At 47.8% G+C, this 25565-nt stretch carries 18 protein-coding genes; 13 read left to right on the top strand and 5 right to left on the bottom strand.

The annotated features are described in order from the left end of the window. Positions 1-32 precede the first annotated feature (32 nt). Positions 33-518, bottom strand: coding sequence for a YbaK/EbsC family protein (locus ACF8PK_RS10340; RefSeq protein ID WP_014205815.1), 486 nt, complete (start codon positions 516-518; stop codon positions 33-35). A gap of 9 nt (positions 519-527) precedes the next feature. Then, positions 528-1154, bottom strand: coding sequence for a LysE/ArgO family amino acid transporter (locus ACF8PK_RS10335; RefSeq protein WP_004724241.1), 627 nt, complete (start codon positions 1152-1154; stop codon positions 528-530). Positions 1155-1267: 113 nt separating this feature from the next. Between ACF8PK_RS10335 and ACF8PK_RS10330 the strand changes: the two genes are divergently transcribed. The 3 genes from ACF8PK_RS10330 to ACF8PK_RS10320 all read left to right on the top strand — a co-directional run bounded on the left by ACF8PK_RS10330 (position 1268) and on the right by ACF8PK_RS10320 (position 5068). Then, on the top strand, positions 1268-2164 hold the full coding sequence (locus ACF8PK_RS10330) for a LysR family transcriptional regulator ArgP (protein WP_055467061.1): 897 nt from the start codon (positions 1268-1270) through the stop codon (positions 2162-2164). A 177-nt stretch (positions 2165-2341) separates the two neighbouring features. Continuing rightward, positions 2342-3040 (top strand): oxidative stress defense protein, encoded by a 699-nt coding sequence (locus tag ACF8PK_RS10325; protein WP_004724239.1) that lies wholly within the window; start codon positions 2342-2344, stop codon positions 3038-3040. 159 nt (positions 3041-3199) lie between these two features. Further along, entirely contained in the window at positions 3200-5068 is a 1869-nt protein-coding gene (locus ACF8PK_RS10320) for a diguanylate cyclase (RefSeq protein WP_392441164.1), read from the top strand. 380 nt (positions 5069-5448) lie between these two features. On the opposite strand, the gene pykF is transcribed toward ACF8PK_RS10320, so the two are convergent. Further along, positions 5449-6861: a pyruvate kinase PykF gene (gene pykF / locus ACF8PK_RS10315; RefSeq protein WP_004724236.1), complete on the bottom strand. Its 1413-nt coding sequence runs from the start codon at positions 6859-6861 to the stop codon at positions 5449-5451. 431 nt (positions 6862-7292) lie between these two features. On the opposite strand from pykF, the gene ACF8PK_RS10310 reads away from it, so the two are divergent. Then, positions 7293-8054, top strand: a complete 762-nt coding sequence (locus tag ACF8PK_RS10310) for a DeoR/GlpR family DNA-binding transcription regulator (RefSeq protein ID WP_158141159.1) — start codon at positions 7293-7295, stop codon at positions 8052-8054. 101 nt (positions 8055-8155) lie between these two features. After that, on the top strand, positions 8156-9988 hold the full coding sequence (glmS, locus tag ACF8PK_RS10305) for a glutamine--fructose-6-phosphate transaminase (isomerizing) (RefSeq protein WP_014205809.1): 1833 nt from the start codon (positions 8156-8158) through the stop codon (positions 9986-9988). Between the two features lie 132 nt (positions 9989-10120). Here glmS and ACF8PK_RS10300 read toward each other — a convergent pair whose 3' ends face one another. After that, a complete protein-coding gene (locus ACF8PK_RS10300; protein ID WP_392441159.1) occupies positions 10121-11914 on the bottom strand; it encodes a lysophospholipid acyltransferase family protein in 1794 nt (597 codons plus the stop codon). 683 nt (positions 11915-12597) lie between these two features. Here ACF8PK_RS10300 and ACF8PK_RS10295 point away from each other — a divergent pair. From ACF8PK_RS10295 to ACF8PK_RS10285, 3 genes are all read left to right on the top strand, one after another. Further along, positions 12598-13104 carry a CBS domain-containing protein gene (locus tag ACF8PK_RS10295; protein ID WP_392441156.1) on the top strand — a complete coding sequence of 169 codons (507 nt, stop codon included), beginning with the start codon at positions 12598-12600 and terminating at the stop codon, positions 13102-13104. A 17-nt stretch (positions 13105-13121) separates the two neighbouring features. After that, the gene (gene mgtE / locus ACF8PK_RS10290) at positions 13122-14477 is read left to right on the top strand and encodes a magnesium transporter (protein WP_392441153.1); all 1356 of its coding nucleotides are present in this window, start codon (positions 13122-13124) and stop codon (positions 14475-14477) included. A 109-nt stretch (positions 14478-14586) separates the two neighbouring features. Then, positions 14587-15123, top strand: coding sequence for an acyloxyacyl hydrolase (locus ACF8PK_RS10285; protein WP_392441149.1), 537 nt, complete (start codon positions 14587-14589; stop codon positions 15121-15123). A 144-nt stretch (positions 15124-15267) separates the two neighbouring features. Here the strand turns inward: ACF8PK_RS10285 and malI are convergent, their stop codons facing one another. Beyond that, positions 15268-16290: a Mal regulon transcriptional regulator MalI gene (malI, locus tag ACF8PK_RS10280; RefSeq protein WP_392441235.1), complete on the bottom strand. Its 1023-nt coding sequence runs from the start codon at positions 16288-16290 to the stop codon at positions 15268-15270. Positions 16291-16526: 236 nt separating this feature from the next. On the opposite strand from malI, the gene malX reads away from it, so the two are divergent. The 5 genes from malX (at position 16527) to ACF8PK_RS10255 (ending at position 25106) form a co-directional block, all read left to right on the top strand. Further along, a complete protein-coding gene (malX, locus tag ACF8PK_RS10275; protein ID WP_014205802.1) occupies positions 16527-18098 on the top strand; it encodes a maltose/glucose-specific PTS transporter subunit IIBC in 1572 nt (523 codons plus the stop codon). 77 nt (positions 18099-18175) lie between these two features. Beyond that, complete coding sequence (locus ACF8PK_RS10270) at positions 18176-19354, top strand: MalY/PatB family protein (RefSeq protein ID WP_041942633.1); 1179 nt, start codon at positions 18176-18178, stop codon at positions 19352-19354. 704 nt (positions 19355-20058) lie between these two features. After that, entirely contained in the window at positions 20059-21465 is a 1407-nt protein-coding gene (locus ACF8PK_RS10265; RefSeq protein ID WP_078231630.1) for a site-specific integrase, read from the top strand. A 7-nt stretch (positions 21466-21472) separates the two neighbouring features. Beyond that, a complete protein-coding gene (locus tag ACF8PK_RS10260) occupies positions 21473-24397 on the top strand; it encodes a VPA1269 family protein (protein WP_392441145.1) in 2925 nt (974 codons plus the stop codon). Further along, on the top strand, positions 24387-25106 hold the full coding sequence (locus ACF8PK_RS10255; RefSeq protein WP_078231632.1) for a hypothetical protein: 720 nt from the start codon (positions 24387-24389) through the stop codon (positions 25104-25106). Before ACF8PK_RS10260 ends, ACF8PK_RS10255 begins: the two co-directional genes overlap by 11 nt. Positions 25107-25565: the final 459 nt, after the last annotated feature.

Raw genomic sequence — 25565 nt, 5'->3', positions numbered from 1 at the left:
TCACGATAACGGAGGCGAAAGCCTCCGTTTTTTTATGCCAGCATGATGATTGGATTCGCGATGTTGGCGAGCAATTTATCCAGATCAGCGCCCGAAAAGCCGAGCGTGAGATGAGGATGGCCGGGGGTAAACAGCAGCTCTTGTTTGTGCAGCAGCGCTGGATCAACAATCACTGGAATGGCTTGGGGCAACACAAACGGGCCGACTGCGCCGGGAAGACAGCGGGTCACTTCGGTCATCTCCTCATCACTGCAAATCGACGGCCGTTTGCCGATTAACGCTTTGATGGCTTTGGCATCCAAACGTGCATCTTTTTCGGTAAACAGCAGGGCGTAGCCGCCGCCTTTAAGTTTCAGAAACAGGCTTTTGGTGTGCGTGCCGGTCCAGCCCAGCTCTCGAGCCACCTTTTCATCGGTGGCGAAGTCCAAAATCGGTTCATGTTGCCATTGTTGAAATGGCACTCCAGCTTGGTGAAGCAACGCCACATTGGCTTGATACAAGGTTTCTAATGCCGACATCGGGACTCCTTAGTGCCATAACTGATACAGGTTATTGGTCAGGGCGAGGGCAATCCCAAACATCATCAGCGCCACACCGATATCAATCGCTTGTTTCACTTTGGGTTTGGAGAGGGTGGGCGCTAATTTTGCCGCGCCAATCGACAACGAATAAAACCACACAAACGATGCCATGATGGTGCCGATGGCAAATGACAGGCGATCGTTGCCCTCAAACTGGCCACCAATCGAACCTAAAATCACCACCGTATCCAAATACAAATGCGGGTTTAACACTGTGACGGCCAGCGTGCCGAGAATCACCGCTCGGCGACCGCGTGCGGTTGTGGTGGTGGTGTTTTCGTCGCTCGGTTTGGCAAAAGCACTTTTCCACGATTGCAGGCCATAAAAGGTCAGAAACGCAATGCCGCCAAGGGTGACGAACGTCAGCAGCCATTCGCTTTGCGACAGAATGGCTCCTCCACCAAAAATACCCAGCGAAATAAAAAAGATGTCGAGGAAACTGCAAATGGTCGCGGTGGTCAGGTGATGATTCCGTTTGATGCCTTGATTGAGTACATACGCATTTTGCGCGCCAATCGGAATGATCATGGTGGCACCGAATCCAAAGCCCTGAAGCAAGATCCACAAGTTCATAGTTATATTCCAAAAGTGATTAAATAGTTATCTGAGAGCAAAAATAAGGGATAGTTAAAAATAAATAAAACTAATAATATTAATAAGTCATTAGGATTACTTATGGTGAAAGCATGCGTGGATTGGATTACCGTTGGATAGAAGCGTTGGACGAAATTATCGCCCAAGGCAGCTTTGAAAAAGCGGCGGAAACGCTGTGCATCTCGCAGTCCGCGGTGTCTCAGCGAATTAAGCAATTGGAGAAATGGTTGGCACAACCGGTGTTGGTGCGTCAGTCTCCGCCCAAAGTCACTCCGGCAGGGCAAAAGCTCTTGGGCTTGTATCGCCAAGTGTGCGTGCTGGAGCAAGACATTCTGCCGCAATTAAATAATGATGGCGCAGACAAGGCAGTGTCGGTGTCAATTGCGACCAACGCCGACAGCCTCGCCACGTGGCTGTTGCCGGCGTTGGCCCCCTTGATCACGCCCGGCAAAGTGGAAATCAATCTGCTGGTGGATGATGAGCACCGCACGATTGAGAAACTCAAGAACGGCGAAGTGGTGGGGGCGATTAGTCAGTCCGCGAAAACCATTCCGGGGTGCCAGGCGGTGCTGCTGGGCAACATGCCGTACTTGGCGGTGTGCTCGCCGCAATTTTATCAGCGTTATTTTGCACATGGCGTGACTGGTGCGGCGCTGGATGTGGCGCCTTCGGTGGCGTTTGATCAACAGGATTTTATCAATGAACGTTTTGTCCATGCCTGTTTGGGGCACGACATGCAAAGTGAGATCAAACATTCGGTCGGCAGTTCGGAAGCGTGTGTCAAAGCGGCGCTGCATGGCTTTGGGTTTGCGTTGATCCCCAAAGTGCAGATTCGAGAGGAGTTACAGCAAGGGCTGTTGGTGGACATGTTGCCGGAGTATTTCGTCGATCAAAAGCTCTATTGGCACCATTGGCAACTGGAAAGCGGCCTACTGAAAACCATCTCGGAGTCGATTGTCAGTTATGCCCGACACGCATTACCGCAATAGATGACACCCCTGTGGGGAGCGCTTGCGAGCAAAGTCAAAGTTGTGTGATTTTCACCGCCATACGCTTCGAACGCGCATTATTTCACCTATGATAGAGCCAATGATTTTGACCGGATCGTCATGCAGACGACCGGATTTTGGCTAGGTCACCTAGCGTAAACCGATAAGGTAAACGGCATGAAATTGATCCCTCAGCTTGCGATTGTGGCGTGCTTATTTGGCGCAGCCAGCGTTCAGGCGCAAGACCCTAACTTTCCGCATTTGGTGACCACTGGGTACGGTGAAGTCGTCGCAAAACCAGACATGGCGCAGTTCTCTGTGAAAGTGACGGAAACCACCATGAATGCCGAGCAAGCTAAGGCTGCGGTCGATAAAGTGGTGACGGCATTTACCGCGCAGCTGAAAGCGACGGGCGTCAATGCGCAGCACATCTCCAGCTCCAACCTCTATTTGGCACCGCAATACCATTACCCGAAATCCGGCCAACCGGAACTGGTCGGCTACCGTGCGTCACGCAGTGTAACGGTGGAAGTGGATGATGTGGCCAACCTGAACCAGTATTTGGATGTGGCGCTGGCCAACGGCATCAATCAAGTTGATAACGTGCAGCTGAAAGTGCGTGATGAAGCGAAATACCAACAGCAAGCCCGCATGGCGGCGATTGAAGACGCGAAACTGAAAGCGCGCTCGATTGCCAAAGGGTTCAAACGCAACTTGGGCGGCGTGTGGCGAATTGATTACAACACCATGAATCCGCAGCCCGTGATGATGCGTGCGATGAGCATGAATGAAAAAGTCAGCGCGAGCGATACTTATCAGGATGCCACGTTGGTGATTCGCGATCGCGTGGATGTGATTTATAAACTGGCAGAATAAACACCCCATCATGCGGTAAACAGCCAGGATCATGCTCGATTCTGGCTGTTTTATTTCGACACAATCAAAACCGAGTCTGCGGTCGCTTTTTTATTCAGTGCGCATGAAATGGTGATATAGTACCCACCTTCTTTTTCGCAGGGATGATAGTGCAGGGTCATGAGGTTTTCGAGAGTCGTCATATTTCTTCTCATCGCCTGTACGTTGATCACCACCGCGATTACCGCGTATTACGTGCAACGCTATCAGCAGCTCAAGCAGAGCAACATCACCGAAACCGCGCGCGAAACGCTCAATCAGCTCACCTACAGTGAGCGTGAGTTCTCCCGGATTCAAGAACAGCTATTTTCGGTCGTTGACCTGTTAGGTCATAGCCAAAGTACGTACGACTTTGCTCAGGCGCCAACCCCACAGCATCAATCTCGTTTGGCGGGCGTGTTTATGTCGGTCGCCAAAAGCCAGAAATGGTACGACCATATTCGCTTCATGGATGTGCAGGGGCAGGTGTTGATTCGCGTCGATTACTCGGCGGCTGCGCATCAGGCCAAAGCGGTTGAGACTGAGGAGCACTACCAACAGAGCGCATTGCTGCGCTACGCGCAATCATTGGGGGATGACCAAGTAGGCGCTTGGAGTGGCACACGCCGTGTGAAGCGGGGCGAGACGATGGAGACGATTCCTTCTGTTTGTGTGGTGACGCCCATCAATATGGCTGGCCAGCGGGTCGGGTATGTGATGATCGATGTGGACATTCTCAATCTGTCGAATCGTCTCAGCTACGCGCTGGATGCCACCCTGCGACCAAAACTGATTTCGAATACAGGTGTCTACCTGACGCCGGAAACGCCGTTCATGCACAACCAAGACAGCGCCTATTCACCGCATCACTTTGCGCGTGAATACCCGTTCACGTGGGCGCAGATGCAGCAGCAGGCACGCGGCTACCGCCAAGAAGCCGACCATCTGTTGGTGTTCACCACCATGGCGTTTGCTGACAAGCAACAACTGCATTTGGTGATCAAACTGACCCAAGCCCAACTCACGCATCGCGTCGCGCGCGATCTGAACGATCTGGTAAAAGAGGGCGTGTTTGTCTTTTTGATCGTGCTGATTTTTGCACTGCCGACCATTTCCATGGCGCTGCATTACCATCGACGGACGATTGAAAGCAAACTCGCGCGTGCGGCGCTCAGCGGCATGTCGGCGGTGATGATCTCTGATAAGTCGCACCAAGTGATCATGGTCAACGAAGAGTTTGAAACGATGACCGGGCTGAGCAGTCATTGGGTGCTGGGACGGAACGCACTCAAAGTGCTGCTGAGTCACCACGGCATGGATCAGGTGCTCAACGTGCTTGAAAAAGTGTCGGAACAACATAGCTGGGAAGGGGAAGTGGAGTTGGTCACCGAGGATCAGCAGATGCTCACGACCATTGTGCGCATTCAGGCTATTTTCGAAGCGGGTCGCGTGAGTTACTACATCACCTCGATTATTGATATCAGCGAGCGCAAAGCGTTGGAAAACCAACTGCGCGAGCTGAGTGAAAAAGATTCCCTGACACACCTTTGGAACCGCCGCAAGTTCGAACAAGAGCTGCAAACGCAAACGCAACTGGTCGAACGCTATGCCCACAATCATGACGCCTGCTTGGTGTTGATCGATATTGATTTCTTTAAACGCATCAATGATGAACAGGGGCACGATCAGGGCGATCGCGTGATCATTCAGGTTGCGCAGATCCTCACGCACCAGCTACGCAGCACCGATTTTATTGCGCGTATTGGTGGCGAAGAGTTTGCGGTGATCATGCCACACACTGCCATTGACGAAGCGCACCGCGTGGTGGATCGTTTGCGTGCTGCTGTGGCTATCGACCAAAGTCTAACCGTGACCATCAGCGCGGGCGTAACCGACCTGACGTTCGACAGCAATCGCTCGTATAAATGTGCGGACATTGCGCTGTATGAGTCGAAAACATTGGGCCGAAACCGCGTATCGGTCTGCCATAGCAGTGATGACATCGCCTAGTGTCACACTTTTCTGACAATGCGACTAAAGTCTAATTTTTATTCCCGCTTGAGCTAAACTGATTAATAAGTAAACTGTCGATCTTTTCATCGATGGTCGCCCAAATTTGAATGGAGCAGTCACTTTTTCCGCAGTGGGGCGGGGAAAGGGAACGGAAATCGCACACTCTGGGCAAGACGAGGCAGAGTATGGTTAATCATTTTCTAGTGAGGCTCACGATTGGCTTTTTGTTGGTGTTAGGATTTAAGCTCAGTGCGCTTTATTTCCTGCCGATGGTGTTATTGCTTAACACCCACCACAAAGAGTTTTTTGGTTGGTAAGAGACAGAAACAAAAAATCGGGGCCATGCCCCGATTTTTTTATGTGCTGAACCGACTGAATTACAGTACGTGTACAGACGTTGTGTTGGTTGTGCCGGATGCCACAAGTGCACCAGAAACCATCACCACGATGTCGCCTTTTTTACCCAGGCCAGATTCTAGTGCGATTTCTTTACCCAGACGGTAGAAATCATCAGTGCTGTCGATAGAATCCACAACCACTGGAGAAACACCTTTGCTCAGAACCAACTGTGCAGCAGTTTTCTTGTTGGTGGTAACCGCGATGATGTTTGCAGTTGGGAAGTATTTACGTACTGAACGTGCAGATTTACCCGCTTCAGTTGCAACGACGATCAGTGGCGCGGCTAGTTTCTCAGCAGTGTCCACTGCACCTTTACATACGGCTTCAGTGATGCGTAGGCGTGGGCTGTCCAGACGAGAACCCAGTTCCGCTTTCAGCGCTGAATCTGTGCGGTTTGCGATTTGCGCCATGATGGTTACGGCTTCAACAGGGTATTTACCTTTCGCAGTTTCACCAGACAGCATGACTGCATCAGTACCGTCCATGATCGCGTTCGCAACGTCGCCCGCTTCTGCGCGAGTTGGACGTGGGTTTTTGATCATTGAATCTAGCATTTGCGTTGCAGTGATAACCACTTTACGTGCGCGGTTACATTTTTCGATCATCATTTTTTGCGCGAAGATAACTTCTTCCGCTGGGATTTCTACACCCAGGTCGCCACGTGCAACCATGATGCCGTCAGACAATTCTAGGATTTCGTCGAAGTTGTCTACGCCTTCTTGGTTTTCAATTTTAGAGATGATTTGGATGTTTTCGCCGCCGTTTGCAGCCAGAACTTCACGAATCTCTTTCACGTCAGAACCTTTACGGATGAAAGAAGCCGCAACGAAGTCAACGCCTTGCTCACAACCAAATTTCAGGTCGTTTTTGTCTTTTTCAGACAGTGCTGGCAGGTTCACAGATACGCCAGGTAGGTTCACACCTTTGTTTTCGCCCAGTGCGCCGTTGTTCAGCACTTTACATTTTACTTCTGAATCAGTTTTCGCAGTCACTTCCATTTCGATCAGACCATCGTCAACCAGAATGGTGTTGCCTACGTTCAGGTCTTGTGCGAAACCAGCGTAAGTCACAGCAACGATGTTTTTGTTACCAACAACTGAAGTATCAGTGGTGAAAGTGAATTCTTGACCAGCAACTAGATCAACGTCATCGCCGTTTTCCAGTTTGATTGTACGGATTTCTGGACCTTTGGTGTCCAGCAGGATAGCCAGTTGCTTACCTGTGTTTTCCATGACCTGACGGAAGTTCGCAATACGAGTACCGTGCTCTACGTAGTCACCGTGAGAGAAGTTCAGGCGCATCACGTTCATGCCTGCGTTAACCAGTTCAGTTAGCTTCTCTACAGATTCAGTTTTAGGGCCAATCGTACAAACGATTTTGGTCTTTTTCATGGAAGGGTCTCTCCGGTAATAGAAATTAAGAAATAGAAGTTTGGTGCATCGCCCCAAAGTGATCTCGGTGGTGGCAACATGTCGTCTTCAATTGCCAAGTGTAGTTCACGAGTTTCGCTCACTCCAAAGCTGAAAGTCTTTCAACAAGTTTAGTCATTTTATGACCATTTGTTGGGGTTAAAATTTCAGAAATCCGCGACTTAGTCAGGGTAAACGGCCAAAGTTACAAAAATATCACGCCGTATTCTGTAATTTTTTTTCTTTTAGGGTGCGAATTCTACCACTGAACGGCGTCAATATCACTGTTTAAGATTTGTCTTAGGACAAGGTTTTAGCGCGAAATATTAATTTTTTGGATCAAAATAAATGGACATAAATGTTTCGTTTTGATTATACTTCGTTTCGATTCGAAACTTGATAAAAAATAAACCATGTCGAAACGAAATACACAGCTCAGACGCCACGCTATTGCCAACCTCGTGAATGAGCAAGGTGAAGTCAGCGTTGAAGCGCTCTCCAGCCAGTTTGAAACCTCCGAAGTGACCATTAGAAAGGATCTCGCCTCGTTAGAAAGTAACGGTCTGCTGCTCAGACGTTATGGCGGCGCCATTGCGCTTCCCAAAGAGGTAGTCGCCGATGAAATGAGCCCAAAAGTTTCGGTTCGAAAGTTATCGCTTGCCAAAGCCGCGGCGAAATTAATTCGCGACCACAATCGCATTGTGATCGACAGCGGCAGCACCACCGGCGCGTTGATTGAGCAGCTGAACGACAAGCGTGGCTTGGTGGTGATGACCAACGCCTTGCATGTTGCCAACGCACTCAACGAGTTAGAAAGTGAACCGACGCTGCTGATGACTGGCGGAACGTGGGATACGAATTCTGAATCCTTTCAAGGCAAAGTCGCGGAATCGGTGCTGCGTTCGTACGATTTTGACCAACTGTTTATTGGTGCCGATGGCATTGATTTGGAGCGCGGCACGACCACGTTCAATGAGTTGGTTGGCCTGAGCAAGGTGATGGCGGAAGTCTCGCGTGAAGTGATCGTCATGGTGGAATCCGACAAAGTGGGGCGCAGAATCCCCAATCTCGAATTGTCCTGGGACACGATTGATGTGCTGGTGACCGATAAAGAATTGCCCGACGCTGACGTGGCACAAATTGAATCTCATCAGGTGCGTGTGATTCGCGCCTGAGCACAACGAATACCCTCCTTCTCTGACGGGCCTTTTGCTTGCTGCCCCGGCTGGAATGCCACAGAGAAGCTGAAACAAAAAATAGTTACGGAGTTAATACCATGTGTGGAATTGTTGGTGCAGTAGCACAACGTGATGTCGCTGAAATCTTGGTCGAAGGCCTACGCCGTCTGGAATACCGCGGTTACGACTCAGCGGGTCTGGCGGTGGTTGACAGTGAATGTCAGCTCACGCGCGTTCGCCGTTTGGGCAAAGTGCAAGAGCTGGCGGATGCTGTCGATGCGCAGCACGTGGCGGGCGGCACGGGGATTGCGCACACGCGCTGGGCGACACACGGTGAGCCGTCTGAAGTCAACGCTCACCCACACATGTCGGGCGATATTGCCGTGGTTCACAACGGCATCATTGAGAACTACGAAGTGCTGCGTGAACAGTTGCGTGAGCGCGGTTACGTGTTTACCTCACAAACAGACACCGAAGTGATCGCGCACTTGGTGGAATGGGAACGTCGCACGGCAAGTTCACTACTCGAAGCGGTGCAAAAAACCGTGAAACAGCTCGAAGGCGCGTATGGCACCGTGGTGGTGGATCGCAAAGATCCGTCTCGTCTCGTGGTGGCGCGCTCGGGTAGCCCGATCGTGATTGGTTTTGGCGTGGGGGAAAACTTCCTGGCGTCAGATCAACTGGCCCTGCTGAGCGTAACGCGCCGTTTTATGTACCTGGAAGAAGGGGACGTGGCCGAAGTGACGCGCCGCGAAGTGAACGTATTCAACACGTTAGGTGAAGCCGTGACGCGTGACATCGTCGAATCGAATGCCGAACACGATGCGGGTGACAAAGGCCAGTTCCGCCACTTCATGCAAAAAGAGATTTTTGAGCAGCCGAAAGCACTGATCAACACCATGGAAGGTCGCCTGACCAAAGATTCTGTGGTGACTGAAAGCATTGGCGTGCACGCGGCAGACATTCTGAATAACGTGGAACACGTCCAAATCGTCGCGTGCGGCACGTCTTACAACGCGGGGATGACGGCGCGCTACTGGTTTGAAGCGCTGGCCGGCGTGAGCTGCGATGTCGAAATTGCATCTGAATTCCGTTACCGCAAATTTGTGACGCGTCCAAACAGCTTGCTGATCACCCTGTCGCAATCTGGCGAAACGGCCGATACATTGGCGGCATTGCGTCTGGCGAAAGAAAAAGGTTACATGGCCGCGATGACCATCTGTAACGTGGCTGGCTCTTCACTGGTGCGTGAATCCGACTTCGCATTCATGACGCGCGCGGGGACTGAAATCGGCGTGGCATCGACCAAGGCGTTCACCACGCAACTGGCCGCACTGCTGATGTTGGTGACGGCGCTGGGCAAACAGAAACACGTGATCGACAAAGCGCAGGAAAAAGAGATCGTTGAAGCGCTGCATGCGTTGCCACAACAAATTGAAGCGGCGCTGGCATGTGAGAAAGAGATCGAAACCATTGCCGAAGACTTCGCCGACAAGCAACACACGCTGTTCCTCGGTCGTGGCGAATATTTCCCGATTGCGCTGGAAGCGTCGCTCAAACTAAAAGAGATCTCGTACATTCACGCAGAAGCGTATGCGGCGGGTGAACTGAAACACGGCCCGTTGGCGCTCATTGATGCCGATATGCCGGTGGTGGTGGTGGCGCCAAGCAATGAACTGTTGGAAAAACTCAAATCCAACATTGAAGAAGTGCGCGCTCGTGGCGGCTTGCTGTATGTGTTTGCCGATCAAGCAGCTGGCTTTGAAGCCGATGCCACAATGAAGATCGTCACCATGCCGCACGTCAGCGACATCACGGCGCCAATCTACTACACCATTCCGATGCAGTTGCTGTCATACCATGTGGCCTTGATCAAAGGCACGGACGTTGACCAACCGCGCAACTTGGCTAAAGCGGTGACGGTTGAATAACGGGAAAGTGTGTTGACATGAAAAGGGCTGCCATGGGCAGCCCTTTTTGCTGATGGGGTGGCGTTGAGAGACGCTTGCGTTGATGCTGACCGACTCACACATGTTCTTCAGATGATGACGACGATGATGGCTTCAAGTGAGCACCGTAAGGTCCGGTGACTGGGCGTGATGATCAAGGTAGTGCTGCGCTTCGTCGCTGCCCATATAGCGGGCGAGCGTACGCTGTGGCACGTGACGTAAATCGACCACAATTAACCCATCGAGCGCGTCGTTAAAATCGGGGTCGATGTTGAAGCTGACCAGTTTGCCATTGAGGCCAAGGTATTGGCGCAATAGCACCGGAATCCCTTTGCCCTCATCAATGCGCGCAATCACGCGCGACAGCAGTTGCAGGTCGGCGAGCGACGTCAGCAGGCTGGCATTCCACAGGTTTTGGCCGACTGGGAGCGGATTGGTTGCCTCCACCAGTTCGGCCTGCGCTTGGTCGTAATAATGCAGCGTCATGGTGTCGGCCAGCAGGCGACGCGCTTGGTCGCTGTAGTCGCTGCTGATACTCACCGGGCCAAACAGGTGCGTGTAGTCCGGATGACGTTGCACATAAGTGGCGATGCCTTTCCACAGCAGCAGCAGGGGCGCCATGCTTTTTTGGTACGCCTCATCAATCACCGAGCGCCCCATCTCAATCGCTTTGCCCATGTTATGCAAAAAGCGCGGGTCGTATTGAAACAGGGTGCTGGAGTAGAGGCCATCAAGGCCGCGACTTGCCAGCAGTTCATCAACCAACCCTAAGCGATACGCGCCGACCAGCAGCTCTTGGTCACGATCCCAGATAAACAGGTGCAGATAGTCGCGGTCGAACTCGTCGATATCCAGCGATAAGCCGGTGCCTTCGCCGACTTGGCGAAAGTTGCGTTCTCGCACGCGGCCAATTTCATGCAGGATGGCGGGAATGTTCTCGGCACGCGTGCAGTAGACATCCAATTCGTTGTGACGCAGCAAGTGATCCGAAAATGACAGGCGCGCGATGTCTTGGCGCAGATCGTCTAGCGGCAGGCGCGCCTCAATCGGCACCAGCGAGCTGTCTTGCGCGGTTTTGTTACGCGTAATGGTGGCAGGGTTGTGCAGCAAATAGGTGTTTAGGCGCAGGTAGTTGACCAGTTGCTGATCGCACAGATCGTTTACTTCTTTGTAGTGAATGGTTTCGCCGATCGCGATGTCGATACAGTGCTGTTTTTTATTCAGCAGTTCGCGCCCCAGCATCAGCGTACGCAGCAGCGGGTGAATTTTCCCGGCCATGTAGAAGCGTTTGGAATTCTGGCCATCAATATACACTGGCACCGATTTGGCCTTGTGTTTTTTGATCAAGCGGCTGACCGACTGGCTCCACTCTTTGTCTTCTAAACGGCGCTGTTTGCTGTCGACCCGTTTGCTGTCGACCCATTGCGACACTTCGCCCGCGGGGAACATCAGCAATAAACCGCCTTGTTCCAGATGTTTATGCGCCTGACGCAGCGCCAGCAAATTGGCTTTGTGCGCTTTACTTGTTTCAAATACATCGACGCCGATAAACAGTTCATCGAGCTCGGGGACGGTTTTAAGGTAGTGATTGGCGAGGATCTTGATGTCGGTGCGGCGAGTCAGCAGCAGTTCAGCCAAAATCACCCCTTCCACGCAACCCAGAGGATGGTTTGCCACCACCACGGTCGCGCCTGTTTGCGGCACTTGGCCGAGTGCGCCTTTGACCACTTGGTAATCAATGCCCAACACTTCGAGCGTGAAACGCAGAAACTGCGCCGTATCGCACCCGGCTGGGCGCTGAGCGTAAAATTTATCCAGTTGGTGTAAACCGGTCGCCCATTCGGCGATGTGTTCACCCAGGCCAAACGGGGTTTTGCGCGGCAATTTAAAAGGGCTGGTGGAAAGCATAACGTCCTCACGATCCGTGTTTTATCGTCATGCTAGAGGGCGAGTGTGTCAGAACCGCTGCGATTGGATGAGGCTTTGATGGCGTTTCGATTGCAATTTGGTGACGATAGGCAAAAGCGGCAGCAGGCTTGAGGCTTTTGCTTCAGGCTGATATTTCGCGGCTGAATGAATGCTGGGTGAGGTGTGTCAGCGTTTGTGACGGTTTGTCAGCGTAGGGTTAAAAATGTTCACGCATGTTGTGCAATCGTTGACAAGATTTTACGCCAGATTTAACATCCCGCTCGCTTATTGAGCACAGCGCGTTTTGCGCTGACTATCGTTTAATTTTTCGAGGAACAACAGAAACCTATGGACTCATCGAGTAGTCGAATATCACAGTATGGTCTTTTCGGTTTAACGAAAATGCCACGCGGTTTCTAGTTCACCAGCCTTCTGCTTATGCATGTGCCTGGTGATTATCACCGCTGGCAGATGCAGATTCTCTCATCCGTTTTCGAACATTCCAGTGTCCTGACCAAACCATCTCGGGTTTGGCAACGTTGTTTGCGCGCGTGTTATCGGGCGTGACGGCTTGCGTGCCGAGAAGAACTGTTGGGATCACGCAGCAAACTCGCACGTCATCTCGCGTGGGCGCTGCGGTGCGTTAAGGTTTCTTTGTCCTGAGCAAATCTCAGGAGAGAGCTATGACTGTTACACCCATCTTTGAGCGTCAGCACCGCGTGGTGCTGCGTATGTCCGGTTTTAACCGGGTTCGCGATCATCTCACCCAAGACTGCTTTTGCGTCGGGGACGATCTGAAAGTGCATCATGTCATTCACATGCTGCGCAGTCTGCACATTGTCGGTCAATTGATCGATGCCGTGATCGTCACCTCGGACGAGGGCACTTATTTGGGGCTGGTTCCGCTGTCGGCGTTGGCGGTTGCACAGCCGACATTGCCTATTGTTGCGCTGGCCCAAGGCGCGCAGCACTGGGTTTCCCCCTTTGCGCCCGCCTATCAGGCTGCGTTGCGTTTGCGCCAAAGCTCATGGCCCATGCTGCCGGTGCTGGATGACGAGCGCCGCGTTGTCGGTGTGCTGGAAAGCCGTGCGGCTATCGGCATCATTCGCCAGCGTTTGCAAATCTCGCCCTATGAACTGGCAGGCAAAGTCCGTTCTCACTGGTTTCGTTTGACTCATTTTTGGCGCTAAGGCTAGGAGAACTCAGCATGATTCATGAAATGATGGCGCTGCTGCGCCATGCCGACAAAACGCAATTGAATCAATTCATTGCGCGCAATCCCAAGGCCGACTGTGCAGAAACATTGGTCCATCTGTTAGACACGCAACACGTTTCGCAGGCCGAACTGAAAGACATTTTGCAGTTGCTGACGCCAGATTCCCGAGCGGAATTGTTCAGCTATCTGCCGCTGACCATACAGGTGGATATCGCACAGCGCATGACGATGGCAGAATTGGCGGCCATGGCGCATCAAATGGCCCCTGATGAGCGGGTTGATCTGTTGGCGTTGTTGTCACAAGACATTCAGCAGCAGGTGTTGCGCTTGATGAACGCGGCGGATCGCGAAAACATCGAGATTCTGTCGGCCTATCCGCAAGGCACGATTGGCGCCGTGATGACCACAGATTTTGCCACCTTAACACGCGATTTGACCGTGGAAGGGGCGTTGGCTCACCTCAAACTGTGCGCGCATGAGAGTGAAACCATCTATCAAGCGTACGTGCTAGATGAGGAGCAAGGGCTGCTCGGCATCATCTCTTTGCGAGAGTTGGTACTAGCCGAACCGAGCATCAAAGTGGCGACGATCATGACCAAGGTGATGATCTTTGTGCGCGCACATGATGAAGAAGCGCTCGCGGCGCAGGCGATCAGTAAATACGATCTGTTGGCGTTGCCGGTATTGGACAACCGCAATCGGTTGGTGGGGATCGTGACGTATGACGACGCGATGGATGTGGCGGAAGCGCAGGCGGATCGCAGCTTTCATAAAACGGCGGCGGTGAATTTTACCGGCAGCCTTAAAGACGCCAGCATCGGCTTGATGTATCGCAAACGGGTGTTTTGGTTGGTGCTGCTGGTGTTTGGGAACCTCTTTTCCGGCGCGGGGATTGCCTATTTCGAAGATACGATTCAAACCTACGTGGCGCTGGTGTTCTTTCTGCCGCTGTTGATCGACAGTGGTGGCAATGCGGGATCGCAGTCGGCCACGTTGATGGTGCGTGCACTGGCGACGGGTGAAGTGGTCGCCAAAGATTGGGCCAAGATGGTCGGTAAGGAACTGGCGATCTCGGCGCTGCTTGGTGCAACCATGGCGACTGCGGTCTCCTTGCTGGGTTGGTGGCGTAGCGGGGGCGACATTGCATTAGTCGTAGCGCTGACAATGCAAATCGTGGTGATCATCGGGTCGGTGGTTGGAATGTTGTTGCCGTTTGTGCTCAATAAAATGAACCTTGATCCAGCATCAGCCAGCGCACCGCTGATCACCACCATTGCCGACTCCATTGGCGTCATTGTTTATTTCAGTGTCGCCACCATGGTGTTGGATTTTCCGCCGGTGGTTTAACCTTGATGCCCGCAGTAATGCGGGCATTTTTTCAAGTGATTGTCGGCAGGCATGCCAAAATCGACATTGCGAACTAAAATTGTATTTATCAATAATGATGAAGATATACATGATGAATGTCTGCTTTTGGAAGCCATTGATTGTGGGTGTCTCGCTTTGCTTTTCGGCTGCCGCTGACTGCCAATTTGGGTTCGACAGTGTAACTCTGGGCGTTGGAACGTCTTTTGATGATGAGTTGCTGGTGCGGATCGGGATTCAACGCCATCTCGATGCACAATGGTGGGAGAGTGAGGCGGGGCACCTCTCTGCCTACTTGGACTTATCGTTGAATCAGTGGTCACTCGATGAGGATGAGGACCTGCGCATGGTCGCGTTTTCGCCCGTGTTATCTTACCAATTTTCATCGCAGTTTGCTGGTGGCAAGCCGCTGCTAGAAGCTGGCATTGGGCTGAGTTACATCAGCAAGTCTGTGTTCAGCGATCGCGATATGGGAGGCAACATCCAGTTCGAGGATCGGCTAACCCTCGGCCTGCGCTATGATGTCGGCGCACTGATGCTCACCTATCTTCACTATTCTAACGGTGGTATTTACTCGAAAAACGCAGGCATGAATTCGCTGCTGCTCAACTTCCGTTATTTTTGGTGAGTCAAGGTTTGCTCATTAATTCACAAGTGTAAAAAGCCTGATGAGTTTCGCATCAACTTTGCCGAACATGGCGTATCAATCAAGGATTGACGTGATGATTCGTCGGTGATTGCAATGCACGTCGGCTCGCCGTTGTGTATTCACTTAGGTCGATTCACGAACGATGAGCTTTGGAGACAGCACCAATCGATAGGGTTCAGGATCCACCTCTTTGAGTTGCCTGATCAAGCGTTTTGCGGCTTGTCTTCCCATCTCTCGAGCATTGAAATTGATAAATGTTAGTGGGGGATCTACAAGTTCAGCTTCTTCAACATCGTCAAAACCAATGATGGCGACTTGCTTCCCAATGAACTGATCGTTACCAATGGATCGTCCTGCTCGTTTTACGCCATAAACTGCGCCCAAGGCTGTCGATGAGTGATGGCAAAGCATCGCGGTAATCTGTGGATGTTCCAGTAACAATTGTTGCACGGTTTGTGCCGCTGCTGCTTGATTCTTTTCGCACTCCACCACCCATTCCGGTTTGAAGGGTAAACCAAACTGCATCAAGGTGGTGCAATACCCACCAATTCGCTCTGCTCGACACAATGAGCTGCTCGCTCCCCCCACATATGCGATTCTACGATGACCTTGTTTCACCAGATGTTCTGTCGCCAGTTTCGCTGCATGCATGTTATCTGGGCCGACATAATCGATGTGTTTGTCTACGGACGAGCGCGAGATACACACCATGGGAAGGTTGTGTTGCTTGAGGTTGTCGACATTCAGTTGTTGGTTTTCGCCGATGGAACAAAATGCAATGCCCCCCACGCCCTGGCGTGCCATGGTTAATACACAGTGTTCAAATTTTTCTTGGCTATCACCACATTGAGCCAGAAACAACATGTAGCCCTGCTGTTCAATCTCTTCACTTAACCCGGCTGTGACTTCCGCATCATAAGGGTCGCTAATGTCTTTCAGGATCAGCCCAATAATCTCACTGGAATTTGAGCGTAAATTGGCGGCGGCGCGGTTACGAATGTAACCTAACGTCTCTACCGAGGCGTTGACTTTCTCTATGGTGTCGGGAGAAATTCGGCCTTTATTTCCCAATACCATTGAGACCGTCGTTACCGAAACGCCAGCATGTTTAGCGACTTCTGTAATGGTCACTTTGTTTGAAGACATAGATTCACTTTGTGGATTAGAAAAACGTTTTATCAGCAAACTTTAACCGTATTAATCTGATTTTTAAAGCCCGACAGGCTTTAGATAAAAGTTGTTTAACTTGATCACATAACTTTTGGTAAAACGTTTTACCAAAAATTTTAGCGGCGTATATTGAGCGCATATCAATAAGACGTCATGACTTCATCGAATGAAGTGCATGAGCCCTACAAGTCCTTAAATTCCGGAGACAGATTATGTCTAAAAGCAACAAATCGACTATTTGGGAGTTTTTGCAAAGCCTCGGTAAGACGTTCATGCTGCCCGTCGCACTGCTGGCATTCTCAGGTATTCTTCTTGGGGTCGGTAGTTCTTTTTCCAGTTCAGCGATTAAAGAAGCGATTCCCTTTTTAGATAATGCGCCATTGCAATATCTGTTTATGTGGATGACCAAAATTGGCCTCGTTGCTTTCATTTATTTGCCTGTGATGTTTGCGGTCGCGATTCCACTCGGATTGGCGCGTGAAGAAAAAGGTGTCGCAGGGTTCGCGGGATTTGTCGGTTATGCTGCGTTCAATCTAGCGATTAACTTTTTCCTCACTGTCGCAGGTGTATTGGATAGTCAATCTGAACGTGTTGCTTATGGCGTCAAAAACATTATCGGTATTGAATCGATTGATACCGGTATCTTGGGTGCGGTGGTGGTGGGGGTGATAGTCGCCAAGCTTCACCAACGTTTCTACACCTTTAAAATGCCAGATGCGCTGGCCTTCTTTGGTGGTGCCCGTTTTGTTCCGATCATTTCTGCGTTGGTGCTGGGTGTCGTGGGGGTCTTTATTCCATTTGTATGGCCTTACTTCGCGGCAGGCATCAATGGCATCGGTCATGTGATTGAAAGCGCAGGCGACTTTGGTCCTATGCTATTTGGTACTGGGGAACGCTTATTGCTGCCCATTGGGCTTCACCATATTTTGGTTGCCTTAATTCGATTCACCGAGGCTGGTGGCACCATGGATGTGTGTGGTCAAACGGTGTCTGGTGCGTTGAATATCTTCTACTCGGAACTCTCTTGTGCGGATACCACGACGTTTACACCAGAGGTCACAGCCTTCTTATCTCAAGGGAAAATGCCGACTTTCCTTGGTGGTTTACCTGGTGCTGCTTTGGCGATGTACCACTGTGCCCGCCCGGAGAACCGCTCAAAAATTAAAGCGTTGCTCATCTCTGGTGTAGTTGCATGCATTGTTGGTGGTATCACTGAGCCGCTAGAATTCCTGTTCCTGTTTGTTGCTCCTGTGCTTTATGTTGTGCATGCCATCCTCACCGGTTTAGGATTCATGGTGATGGGATTGCTTGATGTGACCATTGGTAACACTGACGGTAACCTCATTGACTTTTTGGTATTTGGCGTCCTGCAAGGTACCGCAACGAAATGGTACTTGGTACCGCTTGTCGCTGCTATTTGGTTCGTGGTGTATTACTCAGTGTTTAAGTTTGCCATCACCAAGTTCAATTTAAAAACACCGGGCCGTGAAGTGGATACGGCGGAAGTGGATAAAGAACTTGAAGCGGCGTTCATCAACGAATCGGGTAAAGGTGCTGCGGTGCTTGCGGCACTGGGTGGAAAAGAGAACATCACTTCGTTGGATAACTGCATCACACGTCTTCGCCTTTCTGTGAACGACATGAGCTTGGTGAATGATGCCAAATTAAAAGCGCATGGCGCTCTTGGCGTGGTGAAGCTGGATCAGCACAACCTGCAAGTCGTGATTGGAACGCAAGTCCATCTGGTTAAAAACGAAATGCAAGCCATCATGTCGGCAAGTTAATCATTGTTTTTGAATATAAATACCTCAGCACTATGGTTCTTTGAACGGTGCTGAGGATGTTCAATTGGAAGGTTGGTATGACTCAGAAATTCGACTTCGATACGCCTATTGATCGCACTGGTACTTACTGTACGCAATGGGACTATGTTCAAGATAGATTTGGCAAGTCTGGTCTGTTGCCTTTTACGATTTCAGACATGGATTTTGCCGCGCCAGAGGTGGTCATCCGTGCGCTAAAACAGCGGCTTGAGCATCCGGTGCTGGGCTACAGTCGCTGGAATCATGATGATTTTAAAACCGCAATCAGTCATTGGTATTGCTCTCGTTTTGATTGTGACATCGACACCAATCAATTGGTTTACGGCCCCTCTGTCATCTATATTGTGTCGAAATTAATAGAACTGTGGAGCAAGCCGAATCAAGGGGTTGTTTTTCATACACCTGCTTATGACGCATTCGATAAAATGATCGAAGGGCAAGATAGAAAATGTGTTCGTAGCGAGCTGATTAAGCTGCAAGGTCGATTCGAAATTAACTGGCCTGACCTAGAGAGCAAATTAGCTGATGACAACAATACGGTGTTGTTATTATGCAGCCCTCATAACCCAACAGGACGGGTATGGAGCTGTTGTGAACTCGAAAAAATTGCAGCGTTGTGTGACAAATACCAAGTCAACGTAATTTCGGATGAAATTCATATGGATGTGTGTTTTAAACAGCACATACCCTATGTGGGCATGAGTCGTTCAGGGCAGTGGGCGGTGGTGACTTCTGCATCTAAGTCATTCAATATTCCAGCACTCAACGGTGCATATGCATTGATTGCAGATGCCACCATACGCGAGCGCTATCTACATAAACTAAAAGCAGTGGACGGGCTCTCGTCGCCGTCTATTCTTGGCGTTCTTGGCACGATGGCCGCTTATAACCAAGGGGAGCCTTGGTTAAATGCACTCAATGCATATGTCTTTGCGAACCATCAGTATGTACAAGAAACACTGCACAATGCATATCAGGACATTCACTATGTCATACCTGATGCGACATACTTAGCATGGATTGACTTATCGTCGTTAGATCTGGATATGTCGTTGCTTCATCAGACGTTAATTGAACGATTCAATGTCGCGATCATGTCTGGTGATGTTTATGGCGATTCAGGAAAGGGATACCTACGGCTCAATCTTGGCTGCCCTCGTTCTAAAATTGAACAGGGGTTGTCTGCATTGATTCAAGCCATCCAATTACAACGTTAAAACTCAATTCATCCCTTTCTCATCATCCAAATCATTAGTAAAACGTCGCTTTCAATCCCGTTTGGAAACGACGTTTGTACGTATAAATTTCAGTATTATCAACGCGCTTATCCACATCTAAATCATCTCATTCTTTGCTGTGGGCGAGTGTTCTTGTATAGGAATCGTAACGGAATTGATTGATGAGGGTATCGGTGCTCTGAATGAGAGATAACATGGTTATTATTTTTATATCAATAGCTTATGCATTTTAAACTTGTGTTCTAAGGGCGTGTGTTGCTTAGAATCAATAAGGAATGGATAGCGATGATAGTGGATCTCACTCTGACAGGGAAAGTGTGACTCTGTAGTGACCACGTGGAGCCTTTAGGCTGACCTAATGGACCACAGCTTACCGAAGTCACCATTGTTTAGAGAAAAGGGCCGGATATCGACCGGGCCAGAAAAGACAAAGGCCCGTAGATTTCTCTACGAGCCTTCTGGCATTTGGTGGCCCCTCCCAGACTTGAACTGGGGACCAATCGATTATGAGTCGACTGCTCGTATATAACCTATAATGTACTTACAACAACTTCCAACAATAGTCTTGATAACTATAAGTTAAACTGTATTATTGTTCAAGTGAGTTTAAGTGTTGATCCCTTACAACTTACAACAAGAAGATGGAAGATAGTTAATCATTGTAAGCAAGAGGGGTTAGGTGAATGAAGTTCAGGAAGCAATCTTACGCTCATCCTGTTCACCATGTTACGGTAAAGCAGAAAATAAAGCTCAAGAGTGGAGTGACGAATCACTTTATCGTCCTTTACATCAAACCTCTTGGCTCAGAGAAGCCAATCGTATTTAGAGAGTTAATTAACTACTTCGAGACAAATAGTAACAGCGGGTCTTGGCAACGTCAGGTAGCCCGAGCAATTGGCTTATTCTACGACTTCTGTGTTGAGAAGGCTCCTGCCTACAAGAATGACAACAATGTTGCTGACACCATAAGGGGCTTTATTCAGTGCTCATTATCTGGAGATTCTGGTTTGGGTTGGACTCCAAGCAGCGCAAAAACAGTCAGAAGGAATGTCGGTTACATTCTAGATTTCTCTCGCTACATAGGATTGAATGGCACCCTGCCTAAGTCACCTTCTAAGATACATAAGGAGTATTTCTTTCGTGCTAGCCAAGTTAAGAATAACTCGTTCCTGAGCCACGTTACAGACGTTAATAAGGTTGCTGCTAGGCTACAGGCGACTTCAACAGATCACATATTCAAGTTTTCCAAGAGTACTACCACAACCTCCAACAAGGTGTCCCAGTTTCCAGAGGATTTGATTGAGCCACTTCTAAATGAAGGATTCAAACTGCGAAATGGAAGAGAAAATATTGGTGCTAAGATGATTACAATGCTCTTGATTTTTGGTGGGCTAAGAGAGAGTGAGCCGTTCCATTTATGGTTCAACGATTTCAATATTTACCCTAGCTCGGGGAAGCTTGAAATCTCTCTTCATCACCCATCAGAATCGAGTTGTGATATCCCTCCATATAAAAATAAAAGTCGAGCAGAGTATCTTTTGGAGCGAGGCCTATTACCGAGAGATAACGAGAACAACTCTAACTCTTATTATGCTGGGTGGAAAGACTTGGCTCTTGATCCAGACTACACAACACCAATTAGATTAATTCATGAAGATGCTGAAATATTATTCGTTAAATTGTTCAAACAGTATATGCATCAAAGAGAAGTCTGTATGAGAGAGTATAAAGCCAAGTATGGGTATGAGCATCCATTCTTTTTTATAAAAACTGGAGATGTGAATGATCTTGGTGCGCCGATGTCAATTAACTCTTATTTAAAAGCATTTAAACAAGCATGTAAGAGACTTCAAAAATTAGGATATTATGTTGAGTATGGTGCAAAGAACGGGATTGCGCCGCACTCTATGAGACATTGGTTTGCATCAATTTTGGAGGAGGCTGGCGTACCTCCAAAAGTACTTCAAGATATGATGAACCATAGAAGTATTATGTCACAAGAAATATATAAGTCAGCGAATAAACGAGCAATCGACGAAGCTTTGAAAAATGTTGCAGGTGTATATCTATTGTCTCTAAAAGGTATGTAGGTCTAAATTGAAAATCACAAAATCAACTGTCTTAAAATACATCGAAGATACGGGCATAAAAGAGTTAAGCAACACGAAATTGATTGAGTGTTTCTTGGTGTTAAATGCTACATCATTACCAGGTGTTTTTTCAGAAAAACTGCATGATGAGATGCTACGCAGGAAAGTTTGCTTCTCTGAATTCTACAACTTTGCCAAGTTCAATTGGTCAGCCTCATATTTAACGGCTTTGGCTACTAAGTCTAGTCCTGATGTTCAAAAGTTTGTGGATGAATTTGATGAGCACAATTCATCTTATGGTGACAACTCTGCACCAAGACAAAAGGGAAGGCTCTTCGCTAGGCTCTATTCGTTATTTTACAAGCGATATCGTATTAAGGAATTGAAAATAGAAGATGCTCAATACCTTTTTGATTTGGTCGTGAGTAATTATGATTTATTCAAAGGAAACAGAGGCGATGAATCAAATAACCTTACAAGGAGGGATCTTTACGGCATAACTGCTTTTCTAAGAACAATCTATGAGTTTAACGAAACTGAAGTTCCGAAAGGTATTTTAGAGAAGATTGTTCCTGACGATCTTATTAAACCTCAAGGTAGAAGTATTGCTCGTGGAAAAGTCAAATCTCTAGGCCGTCAAGAGCAGTTAGCTGCATATTCTCTTCTTGTAAAGATTAATGAATCTTACATTGATACGCTTATTTTAAAGACCCAGAAGGGGCAAAATTCAGCATTTTATAACTTGCTTGATTATGTTGAGAATGTGCTGGGGATTGAGTGTATTCATACAGTCGATGAACTAACTGAGCTTTTAGTTCAGGGACGTAGAGGTTCTCAACGTTTTCTTCACTATCTAGAGAATGAAGTTAAAGCGACTGTTAGAGCGAAGTCCATGTACATCCGAGATATGATGCTTTGGGCGATGAATGAATATAACATTGATCCTGAGAATGGTTTCGAACCTCTATTTGATAATTATGAATGGGATCGTATTCAGAGAGATAAGGTTTTCAAGAAAAGTACTGGTTCTAGTAAAGACGAAACACCTAAAGCGGTGATACCAATGCGAGTCCACCAACTAGCCATTGATATCTTGCTTGACGAGGAATATAAGTGGGCAAAGACGCTTAAAGATCAATATTTCATTGATGATGAAGGTAATAGTGTATTTAACCCAACCTTGAATAATCTATTGGCTTTGGTTTTTCTATTACCGATAAGAATAATTCAAGCTCAAGTGTTAGATAGTGGTGAGGGTGACGACTATCGTTATGACTTTGACAGTTTACGATGGATACCAAATGACAGTGGTCATGCAGGTTATTGGAAATCGAGATATTCAGTTAATCAAGACCGAGGGTTTGTTAAGCGTGACATTAGCTTAGTAAGGGAAGCTATACAGAGTAAAAATATTGATGAAAATGGATCCCCAATAGTTAGACAAGCCTACATGTACATCAACACGAATAAGACAGCAGATAGAAGTGTAGCTTTCAGTGAGGTTAGTGGGTATACGATTCCTTGGCATCATGAAGATGCACTTACTATATATTCACGACAGTTAGAGTTTTTGAACAAACATCATCCCGTTAAATCTCCTGCTGCCATGAAAGATCTTGATAGACCTCAAACTATCCTAGGCGGCAAGCCAACTGCTGCGGTTTTAGAAATTACACCTTCACGCTTCTATTTGTTTAGGTGTAATTTGAATTCTGATGAAAAAAGTAGAGATTTTCCACCAACTAAGCTGTTGATTACAAAGATGTGGAACCAATTGATGGTGGAGATCCAGCGCCGTCTTGATGCTGAGGGAGCTGATTACTCTGTAATATCTCAAGAGAAATTTGAAAAATTTAGAAATAATGTTGGCGGTGGTAACTCTTACATCAGTTATCTAACGCCGCACTGCACGCGAGTTACAGGCATTACAAGGCTCGAAGAGTTTGGTGTACCTATTCATATCATTTCTAAGTTAATCGCTGGCCACGCTAACGTACGAACTACATACCGTTATACCAAATATGATAAGAGCTATATAAATGACAGAATTACTGAAGTTCAAGCTAAAATAAGTAGCAAGATGGAGTTAGCTCTTACAGAAGAGCTGAAGACATCGGATATCGAGAAGGCGAGGCAGATTGCTTACGTCCCTGATATCTATCTAACATCTTGGGGAGACGTTCAAGAACGCAGTTGGAACTCTAATGCATTGGGGATATGCCCGAACTCAGGGACGCTTTGTCATGAAGGGCGTGATGAAGATGCTGCACATTTTAATGGTATAGGTAAGTGCTTGAATTGTAAGTATCTAATCAGTGGTAAACCATTCTTAACTAATATTTGGGCGCATGTGAATGCTCTTCTTTATAAGGCTAAAGAACTCAATGATGAGTATAGTCTTCTGCAATCTGATTATAGGAAGCTTATAAAGCAGAGGAAGAGAGAGTTCAAAGCAAATGGTCGTTCAGAAGAATGGGCTAGCCTGAACAACTTGATTAAGAAAGCGGAAAATAACATGGAAATGAACTCAGGAGATGTGAATTTGATTCTTTCTGAGGTTTATTATGGGAACTTACTGTTTGAAACGGTTAGAAATCTAACTAATACCAGCGAAGATTTCGTTGAAAGTATCGGTTTTGAGGATTGTACTAACTTTGAACATTTGAACGCAGTGGTAGAGTCCGAGTCTTATTTGCCCTATTTCGAAAGAGATAAAAACTTGAAGTTCAAACGTGACACGTTTGTTGATAAAGCACTTGTTGCCATTGGTGAGCAACCAATATTTCTAAGGAACTTAAGTCATGAGGAAAAGGAGCAGGCTATATCAGCAACGGCAAAGTTGATTGAAAACGACATCAAAGCACAGGAAGGGAAGTATCTAGTTGCAGCTTTGAGATTAGAGAATTTGATGGAGGTATGCCATGCAGCATGATGTTGATACCGTTCTAAAGAGCCTTCTTAAAGATGCAAATTCAAATGTTGAAACACGCCTAAAAGCGTTGAATAAAATTATTTATGGTTTTAAAAAGAATCATGTGGATTTAACCGTGCCTAATGTAGTTGGTGCATTAGAGGCTATTGGAATAAAAATGAGTGCCAGCTCAATTTATAACAAAACCGTTCGGGGAAAACCCAACCCATACAGAGTCTTATTCGACGCGTGGTCACATGATATAGATAAGGCAAAAGTAAGTAAGGCATCTGCGGATTATTCACCTGTAGACTTTACTTCAATGACAGATGCTGATTTTGCAACTATTGGTAGTGATGTTGTTAAGTTCAAGGTTCAAACCTTATATAACGAGTTGAGGTCAGCAAGAAATCAAATCAATATGCTCAAGCAAATTCATGACTTACCTATTATTGAAGATACAGGTGAAAAACTTATATATCGTAAAAATGGGCTAATCGATGATGCTGTATCACCATCTCAAGGTGTCAGTCCCTCAGAGTTAAATGAAGAATGCATTGAAGAATATGCAGATGCCATTCGCTATTTCTTGAATGGTAATAGTAAAATTGAATTTGATGATGAGGGTTTCTTAATCGCTAAAACAACAATCCGAAAAGGTGACATGCTTAGTGATATTGATTTTAAATCCGCAATAGAAACAGCATATAAGGTATTGATAGAAGAATAGGAAATAAATGGCGTTGTTGAAAAATCACCTTGAAGAACAATAACACTATATATGATTAGCCGTTGGCTTCTGACGTGTATACCTAGTCCTTTATGTATAGTTTTAACATTCGCCATGATTTCGCCCAATTTAGCGTTGTAACATCTGTAGTCATAATTGATAACGGGCAATCATTGAATAAATGTATGCCGATATTAGGTTAGCCTCACATGAGGAGGCAAGCTGCCTCCTCATGTCTTTCATATAATCTTCTCGCATCACAATCACCAACGGTGATGGAATCGCTTTTCACCCAAAATCTCTCCTTCTAGTTACTGAAAAGGGTGATCAACCTCCTTGTGTTCAACTGTATGTAATGCTTATAGTTGCTTATTTAAGGAAAGGCCACAGATAAACTATGTTTATTTTTAAATAGGTGATTACATGAGAGACGCTTATTGTACTTTGGATGATCGCATC

Source organism: Vibrio sp. CJQ_6 (genome assembly GCF_043106745.1).
Classification (GTDB): domain Bacteria; phylum Pseudomonadota; class Gammaproteobacteria; order Enterobacterales; family Vibrionaceae; genus Vibrio; species Vibrio furnissii.
This window is presented reverse-complemented; position numbering and strand designations above follow the sequence as displayed.